This window comes from Streptomyces xylophagus (genome assembly GCF_000716435.1).
Classification (GTDB): Bacteria; Actinomycetota; Actinomycetes; order Streptomycetales; family Streptomycetaceae; genus Streptomyces; species Streptomyces xylophagus.
The window spans coordinates 1-18,089 of record NZ_JNWO01000016.1 but is presented as its reverse complement, the minus strand read 5'-3'; the positions used below and the strand labels follow the sequence as shown (position 1 = coordinate 18,089).

At 67.1% G+C, this 18,089-nt stretch carries 17 protein-coding genes; 10 read left to right on the top strand and 7 right to left on the bottom strand.

The annotated features are described in order from the left end of the window. Positions 1-2 precede the first annotated feature (2 nt). Complete coding sequence (locus OO70_RS31680; protein WP_043678682.1) at positions 3-1,862, bottom strand: M1 family aminopeptidase; 1,860 nt, start codon at positions 1,860-1,862, stop codon at positions 3-5. Positions 1,863-2,154: 292 nt separating this feature from the next. On the opposite strand from OO70_RS31680, the gene OO70_RS31675 reads away from it, so the two are divergent. The 3 genes from OO70_RS31675 (at position 2,155) to ppk2 (ending at position 4,519) form a co-directional block, all read left to right on the top strand. Then, positions 2,155-3,309 carry an inorganic phosphate transporter gene (locus OO70_RS31675; RefSeq protein ID WP_043678680.1) on the top strand — a complete coding sequence of 385 codons (1,155 nt, stop codon included), beginning with the start codon at positions 2,155-2,157 and terminating at the stop codon, positions 3,307-3,309. A gap of 17 nt (positions 3,310-3,326) precedes the next feature. Further along, entirely contained in the window at positions 3,327-3,560 is a 234-nt protein-coding gene (locus OO70_RS31670; protein WP_043678678.1) for a hypothetical protein, read from the top strand. A gap of 68 nt (positions 3,561-3,628) precedes the next feature. Beyond that, entirely contained in the window at positions 3,629-4,519 is an 891-nt protein-coding gene (gene ppk2, locus OO70_RS31665; RefSeq protein ID WP_043679085.1) for a polyphosphate kinase 2, read from the top strand. Between the two features lie 25 nt (positions 4,520-4,544). Here the strand turns inward: ppk2 and OO70_RS31660 are convergent, their stop codons facing one another. Both OO70_RS31660 and OO70_RS31655 read right to left on the bottom strand, forming a co-directional pair. Beyond that, on the bottom strand, positions 4,545-4,931 hold the full coding sequence (locus OO70_RS31660; RefSeq protein WP_043678676.1) for a luciferase domain-containing protein: 387 nt from the start codon (positions 4,929-4,931) through the stop codon (positions 4,545-4,547). Positions 4,932-5,065: 134 nt separating this feature from the next. Then, positions 5,066-6,352 carry an aminotransferase class I/II-fold pyridoxal phosphate-dependent enzyme gene (locus tag OO70_RS31655; RefSeq protein ID WP_043678674.1) on the bottom strand — a complete coding sequence of 429 codons (1,287 nt, stop codon included), beginning with the start codon at positions 6,350-6,352 and terminating at the stop codon, positions 5,066-5,068. 200 nt (positions 6,353-6,552) lie between these two features. Between OO70_RS31655 and OO70_RS31650 the strand changes: the two genes are divergently transcribed. The 5 genes from OO70_RS31650 (at position 6,553) to OO70_RS52855 (ending at position 13,023) form a co-directional block, all read left to right on the top strand. Next, complete coding sequence (locus tag OO70_RS31650; protein WP_043678672.1) at positions 6,553-8,031, top strand: AlkA N-terminal domain-containing protein; 1,479 nt, start codon at positions 6,553-6,555, stop codon at positions 8,029-8,031. Between the two features lie 30 nt (positions 8,032-8,061). Next, positions 8,062-8,547 (top strand): methylated-DNA--[protein]-cysteine S-methyltransferase, encoded by a 486-nt coding sequence (locus OO70_RS31645; protein ID WP_043678671.1) that lies wholly within the window; start codon positions 8,062-8,064, stop codon positions 8,545-8,547. Positions 8,548-8,559: 12 nt separating this feature from the next. After that, entirely contained in the window at positions 8,560-8,745 is a 186-nt protein-coding gene (locus OO70_RS31640) for a hypothetical protein (protein WP_043678669.1), read from the top strand. Between the two features lie 3 nt (positions 8,746-8,748). Beyond that, a complete protein-coding gene (locus tag OO70_RS31635; RefSeq protein ID WP_043678666.1) occupies positions 8,749-9,402 on the top strand; it encodes a hypothetical protein in 654 nt (217 codons plus the stop codon). A gap of 426 nt (positions 9,403-9,828) precedes the next feature. Further along, complete coding sequence (locus tag OO70_RS52855; protein ID WP_158711539.1) at positions 9,829-13,023, top strand: tetratricopeptide repeat protein; 3,195 nt, start codon at positions 9,829-9,831, stop codon at positions 13,021-13,023. A gap of 124 nt (positions 13,024-13,147) precedes the next feature. Here OO70_RS52855 and OO70_RS31630 read toward each other — a convergent pair whose 3' ends face one another. Genes OO70_RS31630 through OO70_RS31620 form a run of 3 tightly spaced genes read right to left on the bottom strand, consistent with a single transcriptional unit; the run spans position 13,148 to position 15,290 of the window. Beyond that, positions 13,148-13,459 (bottom strand): hypothetical protein, encoded by a 312-nt coding sequence (locus tag OO70_RS31630; protein ID WP_043678665.1) that lies wholly within the window; start codon positions 13,457-13,459, stop codon positions 13,148-13,150. Beyond that, positions 13,459-14,847: a hypothetical protein gene (locus tag OO70_RS31625; protein WP_043678664.1), complete on the bottom strand. Its 1,389-nt coding sequence runs from the start codon at positions 14,845-14,847 to the stop codon at positions 13,459-13,461. Before OO70_RS31625 ends, OO70_RS31630 begins: the two co-directional genes overlap by 1 nt. Further along, positions 14,844-15,290 carry a hypothetical protein gene (locus tag OO70_RS31620; RefSeq protein WP_234336994.1) on the bottom strand — a complete coding sequence of 149 codons (447 nt, stop codon included), beginning with the start codon at positions 15,288-15,290 and terminating at the stop codon, positions 14,844-14,846. The genes OO70_RS31625 and OO70_RS31620 overlap by 4 nt, the downstream gene beginning before the upstream one ends. A 268-nt stretch (positions 15,291-15,558) precedes the next feature. On the opposite strand from OO70_RS31620, the gene OO70_RS31615 reads away from it, so the two are divergent. Then, the gene (locus tag OO70_RS31615) at positions 15,559-16,323 is read left to right on the top strand and encodes a DeoR/GlpR family DNA-binding transcription regulator (protein WP_043678662.1); all 765 of its coding nucleotides are present in this window, start codon (positions 15,559-15,561) and stop codon (positions 16,321-16,323) included. Here the strand turns inward: OO70_RS31615 and OO70_RS31610 are convergent. Beyond that, positions 16,320-17,057: an SIR2 family NAD-dependent protein deacylase gene (locus OO70_RS31610; RefSeq protein ID WP_043678660.1), complete on the bottom strand. Its 738-nt coding sequence runs from the start codon at positions 17,055-17,057 to the stop codon at positions 16,320-16,322. The genes OO70_RS31615 and OO70_RS31610 overlap by 4 nt on opposite strands. A gap of 78 nt (positions 17,058-17,135) precedes the next feature. On the opposite strand from OO70_RS31610, the gene OO70_RS31605 reads away from it, so the two are divergent. Continuing rightward, positions 17,136-17,336 (top strand): type II toxin-antitoxin system VapB family antitoxin, encoded by a 201-nt coding sequence (locus OO70_RS31605; RefSeq protein WP_043678658.1) that lies wholly within the window; start codon positions 17,136-17,138, stop codon positions 17,334-17,336. Positions 17,337-18,089 lie beyond the last annotated feature (753 nt).

Here is an 18,089-nt window from a genome sequence, read left to right as displayed (position 1 = left end):
CATCAGCCGATAATGCGGTGCGTCGTCCAGAACGACGTCAGGTCCGTGGTCGTCGCGGCCTGTGCGGCCGCCTTGAACTCGGCCGTGGTCGAGACGCCGTACCAGTGCGAAGTGGCGTAGTCCTTCAGGAGTTTGGCCATCACGGTGTCACCCAGGGTGCGGCGCAGGTCGTGCAGGGCGCACTTTCCGTAGCCGTAGACGACGGTGGAGTAGCGGGACGAGTGGGCGTCCCAGTACGCCATCGAGTTGGTGATGTTCTCCGCGGAGGACGCCCAGGAGACGTTGTTCCAGCAGTTGGTGCCGGTCAGTCCCTGCGCCAGGTCGGTGGCGTAGTCGGTGAACGCCTCGTCCAGCCAGGGGCTGTTGTACTCGTCGTCGCCGACGATGCCGTAGAACCACTGGTGGCCGATCTCATGGGTGAGTGCCGTGGTGCTGACCAGGTCGAGGACGAAGCCGGGGTACTCCATGCCGCCGAACCAGAAGTTGTTGTCGATGACGGCGTCCAACTCGCCGTACGGGTAGGCGCCGAAGCGTCCCGCGTGGGCGTCGACCGCGGACTTGGCGGTGGTGAGCATCGACTGGGCGTTGGCCGAACTGATGCCCGTGACCGAGTAGATGTTGATCGGGGTGCCCGCCGTCGACGTACCCGAGATCTTCGTGAACGGGCCCGCCGCCCACGCGAAGTCGCGGACCTTGGACGCGGTGGCCGTGGTGATCGTGCGCCCGCTGGTGCCCGCGGTGTCGACCGAGGCGCCCGTGGCCGGGACCAGCAGGGTGGTCGGGTGGTCCAGGGTCACCTTGAAGTCGGCGGCCAGGGAGTAGAAGGACTCGCCGTTGTTCGTGTACGGGTCCAGGTGCCAGCCCGAGCCGTCCTTGATCGCGAGGACCGGCAGCGCGTTGCCGATCATGCTGAACGCGCCGTCGTAGCCGAACCGGTCGGCGCCGCTGGGGACGGTGATCCCCAAGTCGAAGCCGATCGTGGTGGATTGACCCTGCGCGAGCGGGGCCGGCAGCGCGATCTGGAGGGCCGTGCAGGCGACCGAGAGGGCGCCCGCGGTGCCGCCGGTGACATTGGTGACCGTGATCGGCGGCGCGGAGCAGGTGCCGTGGTAGTTGTCCCACAGCCGCAGGTACACCTCGGTGAGCGGGGTGGCCGAGGCGTTGGTGAAGGTCGTGCTCTCGTGGCCGGTCCAGACCGTGCCGGCGGTGTTGCTGCTCAGACTGACGGTGTACGCCGGGGCGGCCGGCGTGCGCGTCGAGTCGGCCGGCGGGGCGGTGTCACCGGAGGTGTTGAGGGCGATGTCGTCCAGGACGAAGCTCGTCTGGAGGCTGGAGTCCTCGACGCCGGAGAAGGCGAGGCTCACGGTCTGGCCCGCGAACGACGACACGTCGAACGACTTCTGGACGTAGCCGGTGGCCTTGTTCAGGTTCGAGTAGGTCGCGAGGGTCGTGCTGCCGATCTTCGCCGTGAGCTTGTCGTACGCGGTGGACGAGGTCGTCTCGGCGGTGTCGATGTGCAGCCAGAAGGTCAGGGTCGCGCTGCTGCAGCCGGACGGGATCGTCACGCTCTGGGAGAGCGTGTCGGTGTGCGTGCCGCCGGTGCCGTCGAGCCAGGCGAAGCTGGTGCCGCCGTGGGCGCTCTGCCCGGTGCGGCTGGTGATGACGGTCGTCGAGGACTGGGTCCAGGACGAAGTACCGCTCTCGAAGTCGCCGTTGGTGACCACCTGCGCCGGGGTGCAGGCGGCGGCCACGGGAGCCGCGGACGGTGCCGCGGCGGCCGGGGTGACGGGGAGCGAGAGGGCGGCCACCGCGGCGACGGCGAAAACGCCGGCTGCGAGAGCCTTGTGGGGGGTCGATCTCACACGGAACTCCTTCTACGGCGGCCGGGATACCGGCCTGCTCGGTGGCCGCCCGGCCGGACTGGGTGTGCCGGTGGGCGGCCGCGGGGTGCGCGTCGCGATTGCGTGATCGCGGGGGAAGCTTCGCAGATTTGACCGGGCCATGCCATAAAAAGGAGGAAGTGTGCGCATGAAGAGGAGGAAGGTGCGAACGAGGGCCGGAGGGTGCCGTGGCGTATGCCTACGTTGACCGGGCCATGCCTGGATTTGGCCTCCGGTTGGCCGAATGTACGCCTTCGATTGCTTCCATCGAGCGATGGACCACATCACGTTCCTCGTGGCGGTCGTCATCGTCACGGCCTTGGCCTTCGACTTCACCAACGGATTCCACGACACCGCCAACGCGATGGCGACGTCCATCGCCACCGGGGCGCTGAAGCCCAAAACGGCGGTCCTGATCAGTGGGGCCCTCAACCTCGTCGGCGCCTTCCTGTCCACGGAAGTCGCCAAGACGATCTCCGGCGGCATCGTCGACGACACCCTCGTGACCCCAGGAATGATCTTCGCGGGGCTGGTCGGAGCGATCCTCTGGAATCTCCTGACCTGGTTGCTGGGACTGCCGTCCAGTTCTTCGCACGCCCTGTTCGGTGGCCTGATCGGCGCGGTCTGGGTCGGCGCGGGTTCCAACGGGGTCCACTTCGACAAGGTCGTGGCGAAGATCCTGATCCCCGCGGTGGCCTCCCCGCTCGTGGCCGGAATCGCCGCTCTCCTCGCCACCTACCTCGCCTACAAGATCACCGCCCGGGCCCGCAAGGACTCGGTCACCAAGGGCTTCCGGCTCGGCCAGATCGCCTCGGCCTCGCTGGTCTCCCTCGCGCACGGCACGAACGACGCCCAGAAGACGATGGGCGTCATCACCCTGACCCTGATCTCGGTGGGCGCGCTCGGCCATGACGCCGGTCCGCCGGTGTGGGTCATCACCGCGGCGGGACTCGCCATCGGCCTGGGCACCTACATCGGCGGCTGGCGCATCATCCGCACGATGGGCAAGGGCCTCACCGACATCCAGTCCCCGCAGGGCTTCGCGGCCGAGGCCGCCTCCACGACCGTCATCCTCACCTCCGCCCACCTGGGTTTCGCGCTCTCCACCACGCAGGTCTGCTCCGGCGGCATCCTGGGCGCGGGACTGGGCAGGCGACTGGCCGAGGTACGTTGGGGGACCGCGGGCCGCATGGTCATCGCCTGGCTGGTCACCCTGCCGGCCGCGGCTCTGGTCGGCGGTCTCTCCGCCACCGTCGTCAAGCACGGCGGCAACCTCGGCACGGCCCTGATCGCCCTGATCGCCGCCGCCGTGGCCGGATTCATCGTGATCGCCTCGCGCCGCAACCCCGTGCACGCGGACAACGTCAACGAGACCCACGAGGTCACCATCCGCAGCGGGGCGTCCACCGACGTCCGTACGGCCGCCTGAGTCAAGGGAGTTGACTGATGAGTCTGGACTGGAACGCCCTCGGCGAGGTCGCGGCGGTGAGTGTCGGAGTGACCGTCGGCGTGGTCGCCGTCTTCGCGCTGGGTGTGCTCGGCATCGCCCAGGTCGAGACCGCCCGCGAACAGGACGGCGGCACGCATGCCCTCGGGATCGCACAGGCGGGCTTGTGCTTTCTCGCCTGTGCGGCTGTCGTGGCATACGGCATATATCTCATCGTGCCGCAGTTCCACTGAGTGCCACTGGATGAACGTCATTGATGAACGCCACTGATCAACCGAACACCATCGAGAAGGAGGCCGGGATGACTGAGCTGTTGTCGGGGCTGCGCGTCGACTACACCGACCAGGACGACCCGGTGCTGATCCGGCCCGACGGCAGCCCGGTGGACACCTGGCGCGAGAACTACCCGTACGAACACCGCATGGAGCGCAAGGAGTACGACTGGCACAAGCGGCTCCAGCAGATAGAACTGCTGAAGCTGCAACGCTGGGTCAAGGAGACCGGCCGGCGTCTCGTCATCGTCTGCGAGGGGCGCGACGCGGCCGGCAAGGGCGGCACGATCAAACGGTTCACCGAGCACCTGAACCCGCGTGGCGCCCGCGTGGTCGCACTGGAGAAGCCGAGCGAGCGCGAGAGCGGTCAGTGGTACTTCCAGCGCTACGTCCAGCACCTGCCGACCGCCGGTGAGATCGTGCTGTTCGACCGCTCCTGGTACAACCGGGCGGGCGTGGAGCGCGTGATGGGTTTCTGCTCGGACGACGAGTACCGCCGTTTCATGCGGCAGGCCCCGCTGTTCGAGCGGATGCTGGCGGACGACGGCATCGACCTGATCAAGTTCTGGTTCTCCGTCTCACAAGGTGAACAGCGCACCCGTTTCACGATCCGCCAGGTCGATCCCGTACGGCAGTGGAAGCTCAGCGCGATGGACCTGGAGTCCCTGGACCGCTGGGACGACTACACCGCCGCCAAGGTCGCCATGTTCCGGGAGACCGACACCGAGCAGGCCCCCTGGACCGTGGTGAAGAGCAACGACAAGAAGCGGGCCCGCGTCGAGGCCATGCGCAGCGTCCTGGCCCGCTTCGACTACGCCGACAAGGACGAGGAGGTCGTCGGCAGCCCTGATCCACGCGTCGTCGGCGCGGCGGCAACGCTGCTGGAGGCGGGGGAGGACGACACGGCGGCGGTGTTCTAGGGGGCAGGGTCCCTTAGGGCCGGTCCTAGTCGCCGTCTCGCGGCACCAGTGTCACCCGGTGGAAATTGCAGCCGGTCATGGGCGGGCTCCCGGACGGGGGCCCGCCCGCGTGTGCCTTGAGGGCGACGCTGACCAGGCTGAGCAGCAGGTCGACGTCCGTCTCGCAGTCCAGGTGGACGGTCACCCAGCGGGAGCCCGGGATGATCCGGATCGCCGTCGACTCGCTGAGATCGTGGTGGAACCGCAGGATCGCCCCGACCGTGAGATGCAGGTCCACATCGTGGTCGGAGTGGAAATGCACGATCTCACTGTGGGCGGACCGCAGTGCCCGCCCCGTGCCGCAACTGGCCGGGACCGCGCTGAGGTCGCGCCAGCCTTCCAGTCGCTGCATGGCTCGCTCGGCCAGGGTCATGTCCCCATCGTGTACTGCTCACCGCTTCGCAACCAGAGGTTGAGCGATTTGTAACCGGGGCGTGAGGTACCGCACACCTCTGGAGCGTCATGTGTGCGGTATCTGTCCCGAGTCAACTCCCGATCCGCGCCGGGTCAACTCCCGTCGGCCACGAGCTTTTCGTAGCCCACCAGCCGTACGCAGGTGGCCACCCCGTCGATGATCTCCTTGATCTCCGAGAGGTCCGGGAAGGAGGGGGCGATCCGGATCGTACGGTCCCTGGGGTCGTCGCCGTACGGATGCGTGGCGCCGGCCGGTGTCAGGGCGAGACCCGCGTCGGCCGCGCGGCGGACCACCTCGCGGGCGCAGCCGTCGAGGACGTCGAGGGTGATGAAGTAACCGCCCTTGGGCGTGGACCAGGTGGCGAGGCCGGTGTCGCCGAGCCGCTCGGCGAGGATGCGCAGCACGGTGTCGAACTTGGGCTCCAACAGCTCGCGGTGCTTGCGCATATGGGCGCGGACCCCGTCGGCGTCGCGCAGGAACATCGCGTGCCGCAGCTGGTTGACCTTGTCCGGGCCGATGGAGCGCTTGGCGCTGTAGCCGCGCAGCCAGGCCACGTTGGCCGGGGACGAGCCGAAGAACGCCACGCCCGCACCGCCCAGCGTGATCTTCGAGGTGGACCCGAAGACGAAGACCCGGTCCGGGTGCCCGCTGTCGGCGCAGGCCGCGAGCATGTCGGCGATCTGCACCTCCTCGTCGGTGAGGTGGTGCACGGCGTAGGCGTTGTCCCAGAAGATCCGGAAGTCGGGCGCGGCCGTCGGCATGGCGGCGAGTCGCCGTACGACCTCGTCGCTGTAGCAAGTCCCGTCCGGATTGCTGTACTTGGGCACGCACCAGATGCCCTTGACGGCGGGGTCCTCGGCGACCAGCCGCTCCACCACATCCATGTCGGGGCCCTCGGCGGTCATCGGCACGGGGATCATCTCGATGCCGAACCGCTCGCACAGCGCGAAGTGCCGGTCGTACCCGGGGACCGGGCACAGGAACGCGACCCGCTCCTCGTCCGCCCAGCGGCGCGCGGCTCCGGGCAGCGTGCCGAGCAGTGCGTGCACGAGGCAGTCGTGCATCAGCTCCAGGCTGGAGTTGCCCACGGCGAGCAGCTGCTCCGCCGGTACCTGGAGGAACCCGGCGAAGATCTCCCGGAGCTCCAACAGCCCTTCCGCGCCACCGTAGTTGCGGCAGTCCGTGCCGTCGGCGGAGGTGTAGCGGTCGCCGGGCAGCGAGAGCAGTTCGGCGGACAGGTCGAGCTGCCGCGACGAGGGCTTGCCACGGGTCAGGTCGAGCGACAGCTTCTTCGCGAGGAGGGCTTCGTAGTCGCTCCGGGCCGCGTCGAGGCGGGCCGGGAGGGAGTCGGCGCTGTGCACAGGTGAGGGAGGGTTCACGGAGGTCGACGCTACAAAGCCGGGGGTCGCACCACAAACGCATAAGCGCCGACGCCCCTTACGCCTCCCGCCATACGTCCCGTCGTACCTCGCGTCATACTTCCCGCAGAAGCGTGGTGATCTGGGCGGTGACCTGGCCACGCGAGGTTGACGTCGGATTTCCGCCAGCCCCGACCCACCCCGTATCGGATGCTGGACGTATGCAGAACGGGATGCACACCGACACGGAGCGTTGCGTGCGCGCGGTCCAGTCCAAGGACGCGCGTTTCGACGGCTGGTTCTTCACGGCCGTCACGACCACCCGCATCTACTGCCGGCCCAGCTGCCCGGTCGTCCCGCCCAAGCCGGAGAACATGACGTTCTACCCGAGCGCGGCGGCCTGCCAGCAGGCGGGGTTCCGGGCCTGCAAGCGCTGCCGCCCCGACACCAGCCCCGGCTCCCCGGAGTGGAACCAGCGGGCCGACCTCGTCGCCCGCGCGATGCGCCTGATCGCCGACGGAACCGTGGACCGCGAAGGCGTCCCCGGCCTCGCCGCCCGCCTCGGCTACAGCACCCGGCAGATCGAACGCCAGCTCCTCGCCGAACTGGGCGCCGGCCCCTTGGCCTTGGCCCGCGCCCAACGCGCCCAGACGGCAAGGCTGTTGATCGAGACGACGGCGCTCCCGATGGCGGAGATCGCCTTCGCCGCCGGCTTCTCCTCGATCCGCACCTTCAACGACACCGTGCGCGAGGTCTTCGCTCTCTCCCCGAGCGAACTGCGCAACAGGCGCCCGAAGACAACCGTGTTGACCCCCGGCACACTCACCCTCCGCCTGCCGTTCCGCGCCCCCCTCAACCCCGACAACCTCTTCGGCCACCTCGCGGCGACCGCCGTACCGGGCGTGGAGGAGTGGCGCGACGGCGCCTACCGCCGAACCCTCCGCCTCCCCTACGGCCACGGCATCGCGTCCCTCACTCCCAAGTCCGACCACATCGCCTGCCGCCTCACCCTCAGCGACCTGCGCGACCTGCCGGTGGCCATCAGCCGCTGCCGCCGCATGCTCGACCTGGACGCCGATCCGGTCGCGGTGGACGACCAGTTGCGTACGGACCCGGTACTGGCACCGCTGGTGGACAAGGCCCCCGGCCGACGCGTCCCGCGCACGGTCGACGAGGCGGAGTTCGCCGTACGGGCCGTCCTCGGCCAACAGGTCTCCACGGCGGCGGCCCGCACCCACGCGGCCCGCCTGGTCACCGCGCACGGCGAACCGGTCGCCGACCCCGAGGGCGGCCTGACCCACCTGTTCCCGTCCCCCGAGTCACTGGCGGAGGTGGCCCCCGATTCCCTGGCGATGCCGCACACCCGCCGCACCACCTTCACCACCCTGGTGGCCCAACTGGCAGATGGAACCCTCCACTTGGGCGTGGAAAGCGACTGGGCGGAGACGCGAGCGCGACTCCTGACCCTCCCCGGCTTCGGCCCCTGGACGGTCGACGTCATCGCCATGCGCGCCCTCGGCGACCCCGACGCCTTCCTCCCCACCGACCTCGGAATCCGCCGCGCCGCCCAGGAGTTGGGGCTCCCGTCGACCCCGGCCGCCCTCACCGCACGCGCGGCGGCCTGGCGGCCCTGGCGGGCGTACGCGGTCCAGTATCTCTGGGCGACGGACAGCCACCCGATCAACTTCCTGCCGGTGTAAGGGAAAAAGGAAAAAAGGAAAACAGAAGCGATGAAACACCACACGGTGATCGACAGCCCGTACGGCCCCCTGACCCTGGTCGCCGACGACGACGGCGCCCTGTGCGGTCTCTACATGGTCGACCAGCGCCACCGCCCCCCGGAGGAGAACTTCGGCACCCCCGACGACACACCCTTCACCGAAGCGACCGACCAACTACAGGCCTATTTCGCGGGCGAGTTGAAGGAGTTCACCCTCCAACTACGCCTGCACGGCACCCCGTTCCAACGCACGGTCTGGGACCAACTCCGCCGCATCCCCTACGGCGAGACCCGCTCCTACGGCGACCTCGCCGACGCCCTCGGCAACCCGGGCGCCTCCCGCGCGGTGGGCCTCGCCAACGGCAAGAACCCCATCGGGATCATCGTCCCCTGCCACCGAGTCGTCGGCGCGAACGGCAGCCTCACGGGCTACGGCGGCGGCCTCGAACGCAAGCAACGACTGCTGGACTTCGAGAGCGGGGCGGCGCTTTTCTGAGCGGTCTCCAGGGTGCGGAGAACCTGGTCGGAAGACGACGGCGTCTCGTACCTGGTGACGGCGGCTCTGCTGGGCGCGGTCTCGGTGGGGCCGGCGCAGGCGGTGGAGAACGGAGGAGGACTGGAGCTCAGCGCTCTCTCGTTCAGCCCGTCGACCGTCGACGTCACGGCCGGTGGCGCGGTCGCGACGCTCAACTGAAGTGTGACGGACGGCAACACGAGCGCCGCGACTGTCTCGGGCGACGTCTACGTCCGACAGGTGACCGCGGACGGCGGCGGCGTGGGGCCCGCATTCGACATCAGCTACTCGCTGCAGCCGAACGGCACGGCGATGGTCAACTCCGCGTCCAGGAACGCTCAGTGGTCCACATACAGTTACGACTTCGACGTACCGCAGTACACGGCGCAGGACAGCGCCACCTGGGCGGTCGTCAAGGTCACCGCCTCGGACGACCAAGGGGACACCCTGACGGTCGGCAAGAACCGGCTCTCGGAGTTCGCGGGCACCGTCACGGCCGAGGAGCCGGTCGACTCCACCGGACCGACCTACGAGGACGTCTCCCTGCCGCCCGACGGGGCGACCTATCTCTACAACGCGGCAGAGCCCGTCACCGTGGCGTACTCCATCGACGTCACCGATGCCGAGTCCGGCTTCTACAAGGGTGAGGTCACCGTCGCCGGGCCGGGTGGGCAGACGGCGTCCAGCAAATTCAAGGTGGTGACGGCCGGCGACGGCACCAGCACCTGCGGCCCCAACAGCGGTGGCTGGGGCAGCAACGACATCATCTGCGGCGTCTCGGTCACCATCCCGGCCGGAGCCGCAGCCGGACGTGGGCCGTCTCACGCATCAGGCTGACCGACAACGCGGGAAACACCTCCGTCTACCGAGGCCTGAACCGTGGGCGGTCTCCACGCGTAGTACGGATACCCCCACGGAGGTTCCCCGGCACCCCGCAGACCGTTGCAGATCACGGTGACCGACTCCTGAGACCGCACATCCCGGAGACATGGAGGTCCCAGGCCCCTCGTGCACCTGTGCTACTAGGCCTTCGTCGGCAGTCTGTGACGAGTCGGTCCTCGGGCCGTGTGTTGAACCAGTGCCTGCAGCCGTTCATGATGACTCTGCCCCGAGCCGGAATCGTTGCCTGTTTCGCCCGTCTGACATTCCGAGGGCGTTGAAACAACCTCTGTGCGTCTCATGGTGGGTAGGGCAAAATATTGTCGACGCGATTCTTGGGGGAGGGTGAGGCGCATGGGGCGCAGGCAGCCATCGGGTGAGTCTGTGCAAGACATCCTCCTCAAGCGCCGACGGAGGGGCTTCATCGGCAGGGAAGCGGAATGCGCTGAATTTCAAGAGAACCTGCGTCGGTCGCCGACCGATGAGAGGCACCGCTTTCTATTCCACGTTCACGGCAATGCCGGAGTCGGGAAGACATTTCTGGTCGGGGAACTCGAACGGATAGCGCGTGAGCAAGGCGCCTTGACTGGCCGCCTCGATGAATCCGTCTCCAGCCTGCCGGAGGCTCTCGGCTCCTTGAGTACCTCATTCGCCCTGCAGGGACAACATTTTCGCGAACTGGACCGCCTGCTGGCTACTTATCAGGAACGTCGGCATCAGGCGGAGTTGGGCTCTCCCAATCCTCTTCCGGACACCGTTGGCCCTGGCCAGCCATCCCCGGGCAGTATGGTGGCGGCGCGTGCCAGCTTGATGGCGCTCGGGCTCGTTCCCGGAATAGGGTGCTTCGCCGGGGCTTTCGACCCGACTGCTCTGGCCGCGGGAGCCGACCGGTTACGCGACGGGCTTGCGAGGCTACGCAGTCACGAGGACGTGCAGCTAGTACTGTCGCCCGACCGCGTATTGACCCCGTTGTTCCTCCAGGGACTAGTGGATGCGGCAGATCGCGTGCCGTGGGTCGTGCTGTTCTTCGATACCTACGAACAGACTGCCCCCTTCCTGGACGGATGGTTGCACGATGTGGTGACCACCACTCGGTACGGCCTGCTCCCCGCCCGTGTCGTACTGGTGACGGCCGGTCAGCGGGCTCTGGACAGGGCTCGTTGGGGTGACGTTTCGGACTTCGTGGAGGACGTGCCACTGGGGCCTTTCACGGAGTCCGAGGCACGGCGGTTGCTCGCAAGCAAAGGAGTGGTCTCGGAACCAGTGGTAGCGGAGGTACTGCGTCTGACTGGTCGTCTGCCCGTGCTGGTCTCTACCCTGGCCGCGAGCTGCCCCACGGATCCCGACACTGTGGAGGACCCAACTGTTACGGCCGTGGAGCGATTCCTCAAGTGGGAACAGGAGCCGATACGGCGGGCAGCAGCGCTGTCAGGAGCACTGCCACGCCGACTGGATGCCGACATGCTCCAGGTTGCCGTGGGCTGCTCGGACGCCGAGGCGGCGACGTTGTTCGGGTGGCTTCGATGCCTGCCGTTTGTTCGGGATCACCGCGACGGAGTTCACTATCATGATGTCGTACGCAGCCAAATGCTGAGGTTGCAGCGACGTCACGCCCCGCGGAATTGGGTGGACCGACACACGCAAATCGCCGACGCTGTTGGCCGGTGGGCGGCACACTGCGAACTAGATCTGGCGCCGGATGTCTTGTGGACCGTCGAAGAATGGCGCGACCTGCGACTCGCCGAGTCTTACCACAGGCTCTGCGCTCGACCTTCCTCGGCACTGCCAGCCGTACTGCATAACATTGTGTCCGCCTGTGAGGCGGGTGAGGGTGTCGCACGGCAGTGGGCTCAAATGCTTCGTGACGTCGGCGTAGATGCGGAGGCGTCGACAATCCAGACTTGGGGAGACGATCTCCTCGCTGCGCTCGATACGGTGGGCCTGGTCGGCCTGATCAGCGTCTTGTTGGATCGAGCGCCCTTCTCAATACAAGAGCGAGTGGCAGCGCTGGCGGAACGGGCACGCAACAGGCGCAAAGACGGGGAATTCCGAGGAGCACTGACCGATTACAGTACGGCCCTTTTTCTGGTCCCTGACTATGAGCCGGCATACATCGGAAGAGCCCTTACCCGCGCGGAACTAGGTGATTACCACGCAGCTATCGACGATCTGAACCGTGCCGATCAGTTGATCCCCGACAAAATTCGCACAATCCGAATGCGTGGTGACTATTATCGAATATTGGGCCAGTTCCAGGAATCGCTGACAGATCTTGACCGTGCTCTTGAGATCGATCCATCGGATCATGCATCGTGGACTTCGAGAGGTGCCACACTCGACCGTATTGGTGATGTCGAAGCTGCACTTGCAGACATCAACCGTGCACTAGAACTGAAACCTGACTCGGTGCGAGCGCTAGTTTACCGTGCCAGGGCTCGCACTTACCGTCGCGAAGAACGTGACCTTGCTCTTTCTGACCTGAATCGCGCTGTCGAATTGAATCCAGATTCTCCCTGGGTGTATTTTCGGCGAGGTGAAACCCTTCGTATACTTGGAAATTCCGAAAGAGCGATGGATGACTTCGATCGGGCTATCGAACTCGATAGTTCGTATTCGCGGGCCTATGCGGGGCGGGGAGCCGCTCTTGGTATCCTGCGGCGATATTCGGCAGCCCTTGCAGATTTGGACCGGGCGCTGGAGATGTTTCCATTGGACGAATGGACGTTGGCCCGTCGCTCGTGGGTGCACTGCATGCTGGGCAACTATGACCATGCGCTCAACGATGCTGACCAGGCACTCGCCCTGGGTCCAGGTGACGCAAGCACACTCATGCATCGAGCCCAAGCGCTGCACGGCATGGGTCGTTTCGAGGAGGCGCGTACCGATCTGGAGGCGACCATTGATCAAGGATTCGGCCATGCTGACACCTGGTCGCCCTGGTGTCGAGCGGACTTCTGCCTGTCGATCGGCAGTCTTGAGCAGGCCCGGGTCGACCTTCAATTCTTCGTGGACCGCGGGCAACATGGATCGGTGATTCATGCGCGGCATGTGCTCGCTGTGATTCAGTTACTCAAAGGGCGCGTCGGGCAAGCGGTGGCGGATCTTGAGCAGTTGCTGGTTGCAAGCATGGAAGAATGTGGCGTTCTTGAGAGCGCGTGTTTGGCCTTTCGGCTGGCCCGGAGAGAATCTGCCGCCCGTCGCGCGGCCGAGCGGTTGCGTACCAGTGACGATGCCGCTGGACTGTTCAATCTGGCTCTCACTGCGCAAACCTGCCAGAGCGCTTGGGCGGCGCGCCCGCTTTGGTATGCCTCGGAACGTGCAACTTACTCTGCGGACTTATCCATTGAAATGCAAGAATTCAGAGACAGTGTGATGCACGCAGCGCTCGGGCAGTGGTCGGCGCTCGATCTCAACCTACATCGGCTACTAATGCGGCCTTGCCGCTGGGACGTCCTCGCTCGGCTGTGCGTTACTCTGAACGATCTGTTGCAGTCCGTAGGTCAGGATTGCACCCTACTTTCCCCTCGCATTGCAGCGGTCGTTACTGCTCGCGATGCCATCCAAAACCGCTATGCGTAAATGCCAGGAACCAGCGACTGATCTTCCGTGACGCTGCCTTCACCGCGGGCTGGATCTTCTGTCGGGACGCCGAGTTCCGCGGCGGGCGTGTCCTGATCACCATGGCCCGGTTACTCCTCAGGCCTCAGCCGCCCGTCACCCAGCGGATCACTGCGATCACACCCAACAGCACGGCCGGACCCACCCACCACCACCCCATGATCCGTCGCACGGGCGGAAGCAGCCACAGCACCGCCGCCGTACCGGCAGCCCCGATGGTGAGGACGCAGGACAGAACGATGCCGGCGTATGCGTCGTCGTCCCAAGAGCCCGATGGACGGATGGTCAGCGCTGTCCAGCAGAAGTACGCGGCGACGAGGGTGAGCAGGGCCAGTGGTACCGCGAGGACCAGGCGGAGGCAGCCGCGGTCGTCGTTCGGAAGAGCGGGTTGAGTCATCAGCGCAGTGCGTTCCTTGCGTCGGCCAGATTGTTCGTGAAGCCACGCCCGTAAGCCTGGGCATCGTCGGTCTGCCAGTACGGGCCGCCGTTGTAGCGCGCGGCGAGCTCCTGGTACTGGGCCGCGGTCATCTCCTCGGCCGGCACGTCGGCGAACTCGCTCTCCGATTTGAGCTGAGCCAGGTACTCCGAGGCGACGAAGATGTTCTGCGCAGGGTCTTGGAGGGACTCCTCCACCATGCTGCGCTGCTGATCGGTGAGGTGGTCGGGGTCGTAGCCGAGGACTTCGGCGCCGCGTCGTACCTGGATCGCGATAGGCCCCATGGACGTGTTGTCGGGATCGCCTCCGAGGCGCCAGGGGAGGCTCTCGGGAGCGATCGGGCTGAGCGGTGAGTCGGCCTGTTCCCGGATGGTGTCGGTGATGTCGTCCAGGATGCCGGGCTGTCCGCCGATCTCCTGCCAGGCAATACCGGCGACCATGTCCGGTGGGAGCCCCGAGTTCTGTGCCGCCGCCTTGATGATGTCCTTGTTTGCCGCGATCCAGTCGGTGCGTTGCTGGGCGTTGGCGGGTGGGTCCCAGTAACTGTCCTTTGCTCCAGGAAGGTTGGCGATCTGGAGGCGAATGTCGCGCAGGGCCGGGGAGACGATGGCGTTCCCGGCGATGGGGTAGTAGTCCTGCTTGGGACCGCTGCCGGGCAGATGCGTCAGCGGGTTCGTCCGAGCCTCGGCAGACTCTCGTCGCAAGTCCGCGATTGCCGAGACGATGTCGACGCGTTGGATGAAGCCCATGCGGAAGTCCGGCAGCAGGTCGTACGCCTGCTTGAGCTGGTGGACGCAGATCTCCCGTGCCTCTTGCTCTGTGGTCTTCGCCAGGTGGAAGTCGCCACCGGCGGCGTCGTGCAGTCGGTTCGCGTCGTCGCGGATGTCGTCGACATCCATGGTGAGTTCGGCGAAGAAGTCCATGACGCCGGTGGTGGCCCGCATGTCCTCCCACTGGCGCATCGGCTCCGCCTCCTGGGCTTCGCGGGTGATCGCCGTACCTTTGGTGTGGATCAGGTTCGCGAGGTTCTGTTCATTCGCCTTGCCGTTGGAATAGTGCGCCTTGGCGACCTGCAGCGCGAACGCGTAGTCGGTCAGGGCGCCGGCGGCCTTGTCGTAGCCCTCGGCGAGCTGGGTGAGCAGTTTGCGTGCCTCGGTGAGCCGAGCTTCGTAGTGCCGGCTGCCTTCGCTCTTCCACTGCGTGTGCTTCTCGGCCCGCTCGGCGGACGGATCGACCGCCACGAGCATGCCGTGAAGGCGCTTGAACTCGGCTGCGTTCCGCTCGACGAGGGGAGGGTTGCAGCCCTCCAGATAGTCGACGTCCTTGCGGTGACTGATACCGCCGCTCATCGTGCCTCCGGGGCGACGTACTGGCCGTAGCGCAGGACGTCGTCGAGGAAGTGCTGCGCCGTGCCGTCGTCGATCTTCACGAAATCGCTGCCTGCTGTTCGCAGGCGAGTGGAGAGTGCGGCGAAGAGAGCGACCGCGTCCCGGTACTGGTCATCCGCGAACTCTGCGAACCGGGCCACCTGCGTGGCCACGTCCTCGTGAGCCCTGGGCTCTCGGGCCATGGTGGTGAGTTCGGCGTCCGGTCGGCCCTCCTGGAGGAAGCCCGCTATCTCGATCAGCAAGTTCGCGTTGCCGTTGATCGAGTCGGTCTTGGCCACGAGGGACCCTGCGGCCGGGGCCACGGAGCCGCCACCATCCGCAGGCAGCTGGTCGATCTGCATGCCCGTCGACCGGCGCGCCAAGGCGTCGGCCTTCAGCTGGGCCCACTCCTCATCGAAAGACAACTCCGTTCCCCCTCCAGCTCGTTGTCTCGAACAGCCAGTCGATCATGCCATTGGGAGGGGCTTTGCCGAAACCTCGTTACTTCTTTAAGGAGTGGGGTCACGGCCTTCCGTCCGAGCGTGCTGGATTTCATGTGAGGTCCGTCGCCTGCGGGCAACGCGGACAGCTGCCGCGCATATCCCGTTCTCGTCCGGGGACGTGGGTGGCCCGGCTCAAAGTGCTTTGAGGGCACGGGAGTTGTGCGGCAGGGGCCGTGTAGTGTTTTGTCGCGTGCTGGCTGAACAACGACATCAACTCATCCTGCAGGCATTGAGATCCGGCGGCACTGTCACCGTGACGGATCTTGCCGGTCGCCTGGAGGCCAGTGCCGCGACAGTGCGTCGTGATCTCCTCAAGCTGGAAGAGGACGGGTTGCTCACGCGCGTGCATGGCGGAGCGGTCATCGAGGAGGATCCCGCGCCATTCACCGAGGCTGCCGAATCCCAAGTGGACGCGAAGGACGCCATAGCTGCCAAGGCAGCGACGATGATCGAGGACGGCCAGTCGATCATCCTTGACTCCGGCTCGACTGTCTTCCGGCTCGCCCGCCGGTTGCACGGGCGCCGGATCACTGTGATCACCAACAACCTGGCGGTGTATGACGAGCTGGTCCAGGACGAGCACGTCGAACTCATGCTGCTCGGCGGCATGGTCATACGCGAGTCGCGCATGCTGGACGGATTCATGGCGGAGGACAACCTTCGCCAGGTACACGCCGACTGGCTCTTCATGGGAGCCTGCGGCGTCCGCGCGGGTGCGCAGGTCATGGACACCACGGTCGCCGAAGTGCCGGCCAGACGTGCCATGATCGCCGCCAGCGACAAGGTGGCTCTTCTCGTGGACGACACCAAGTTCCCCGGAACCGGCATGGTGAAGATCTGCGGTCCGGAAGACCTGGATGTCGTCGTGACCAACGCGGCGTCCGGCGCTGCGGCCTGGACGGCGTTGGAGGAGGCAGGCGTGGTCGTGACGCAGGTGAGCCCCGCCAGAGCCTAGGGGGCGTGCTCCGAGCTCAGCCCATGTACCAGCTTGGGCAGAGCGGTGCCGATCGGCTCCCGTACGACCTCGTCCGCCCGGTCGTCGTACGGCGTGGGCTCGGCGTTGACGATGATCAGCCGTGCTCCGTGATCGGCGGCGACACCGGCGAGCCCGGCGGCGGGGTGGACCTGGAGACTGGTGCCGACGGCGATGAACACCTGGCAGGCCTTGGTGATGGCGGCGGCCTCGCCGAGGACGACGGGGTCGAGCCGCTCGCCGAAGAAGACGGTCGCCGACTTCAGAATCCCGCCGCACTCCAGGCAGGCGGGATCGTCCTCCCCGGCCTCGACTCGGGCGATGGCATCTTCCATCGGCCCGCGCGCATGGCACCCGGTGCACCTGAACTCCCGTGCGGTGCCGTGCAGTTCGAGCACCTTGCGGGCGGGCAACCCGGCGAGTTGGTGCAGCCCGTCGACGTTCTGCGTGATGACCCGCACGGGCACGCCGGACGTCTCCAGCTCGACGACGGCCCGGTGCGCGGCGTTCGGCTCGGCCTGGAGGGTGTGGTTCTTCCGCCGCATCTGCCAGGACCGGCGCCGGATCTCCGGGTCGCCCATGTAGTACTCGTACGTCACGAGCTTCTCGGCCTCGGGGTCGCGACGCCAGAGGCCGTTGGGGCCGCGGTAGTCGGGGATGCCGGAGTCGGTGGAGATACCGGCACCGCTGAGGATGGCGACGAGAGGCTTGCTCATGCGGTCGAGGGTAGGTGGGTGGGCTCGGGGCGGCGAACGGATATCGGGCGTGCGCCGGTGGGTGCTAGCGTCCCGCGCATGGCCAAGGTGACCGTCTCGCTCGACGCAGCGCTCGTCGTGGAAGTCATGGTGCTCGCGGGCGTGGGCAACCCGCAGGACGCCGTCGAACTCGTCGTCCGCGACTACATCCAACGCGGCCACCGCACAGAGGCCAGAGCCGAGACACGCGACGACGCGCTGCGCGAGGTGCAGGTGAAGCCCCGGGAGGTCGAGGGCTGAACCCCGAGCTGCGGGGCGGCCGGCGCGGGCCAACTCACCCAGCTGCGGCCGGGTATCCGATGCGGGCCAACTTGTCCAGCTGTGGTCGGGCGGCCGATGCTGTTCAACTCGCCCAGCTGTGGTCGGGCGGCCGATGCGAGCCAACTTGCCCAGCCGTCACCGGCGTTGCGCACCTCGCCGCTGTCCAGCGTGCCGCATGACGCCAGCCGTCCGGCGCAGCCGCCTTCACCTCGCCTGCCCGGCGTTCCGCTTGCTGTCCCCGCCCGCTGCGTCTGCGAAGTCGCCCGACCCTCAGGTCCTCCGCCCAGGGGCAGTCGTCCGGCGTATCTCGCTCAGCTGCCTTGCGTCATCGGCCTCGTCTGCCCCCTGGGGTGTTCCGCCTGCCGCCCTGCCGTCCCCGGTCGCTGCGTCTGAGAGGTCGCCCGCCCTCAGGTGTTCCGCCCAGGGGCAGTCATCCGGCGTATCTTCCTCAACCGCCCCGCGTCATCGGCCTCGCCGGCCCCCGGCGTTCCGCCAGGCGTCAGCCGACCCGCCCCCTGCCTGCCGCGTCCGCGAAGCCGCCACGCCCTGGGCCTTCCGCCGAGCGTCAGCCGACTCGCACCCCCGGGCCTTCCGCCTGGCGGCAGCCAACCCGCCGCCCCCCCCCGCGCACTCCGGCCGGCGTCAGCCGCCCCGCCCCCTGCCTGCCGCGTCCGCGAAGCCGCCACGCCCTGGGCCTTCCGCCGAGCGTCAGCCGACTCGCACCCCCGGGCC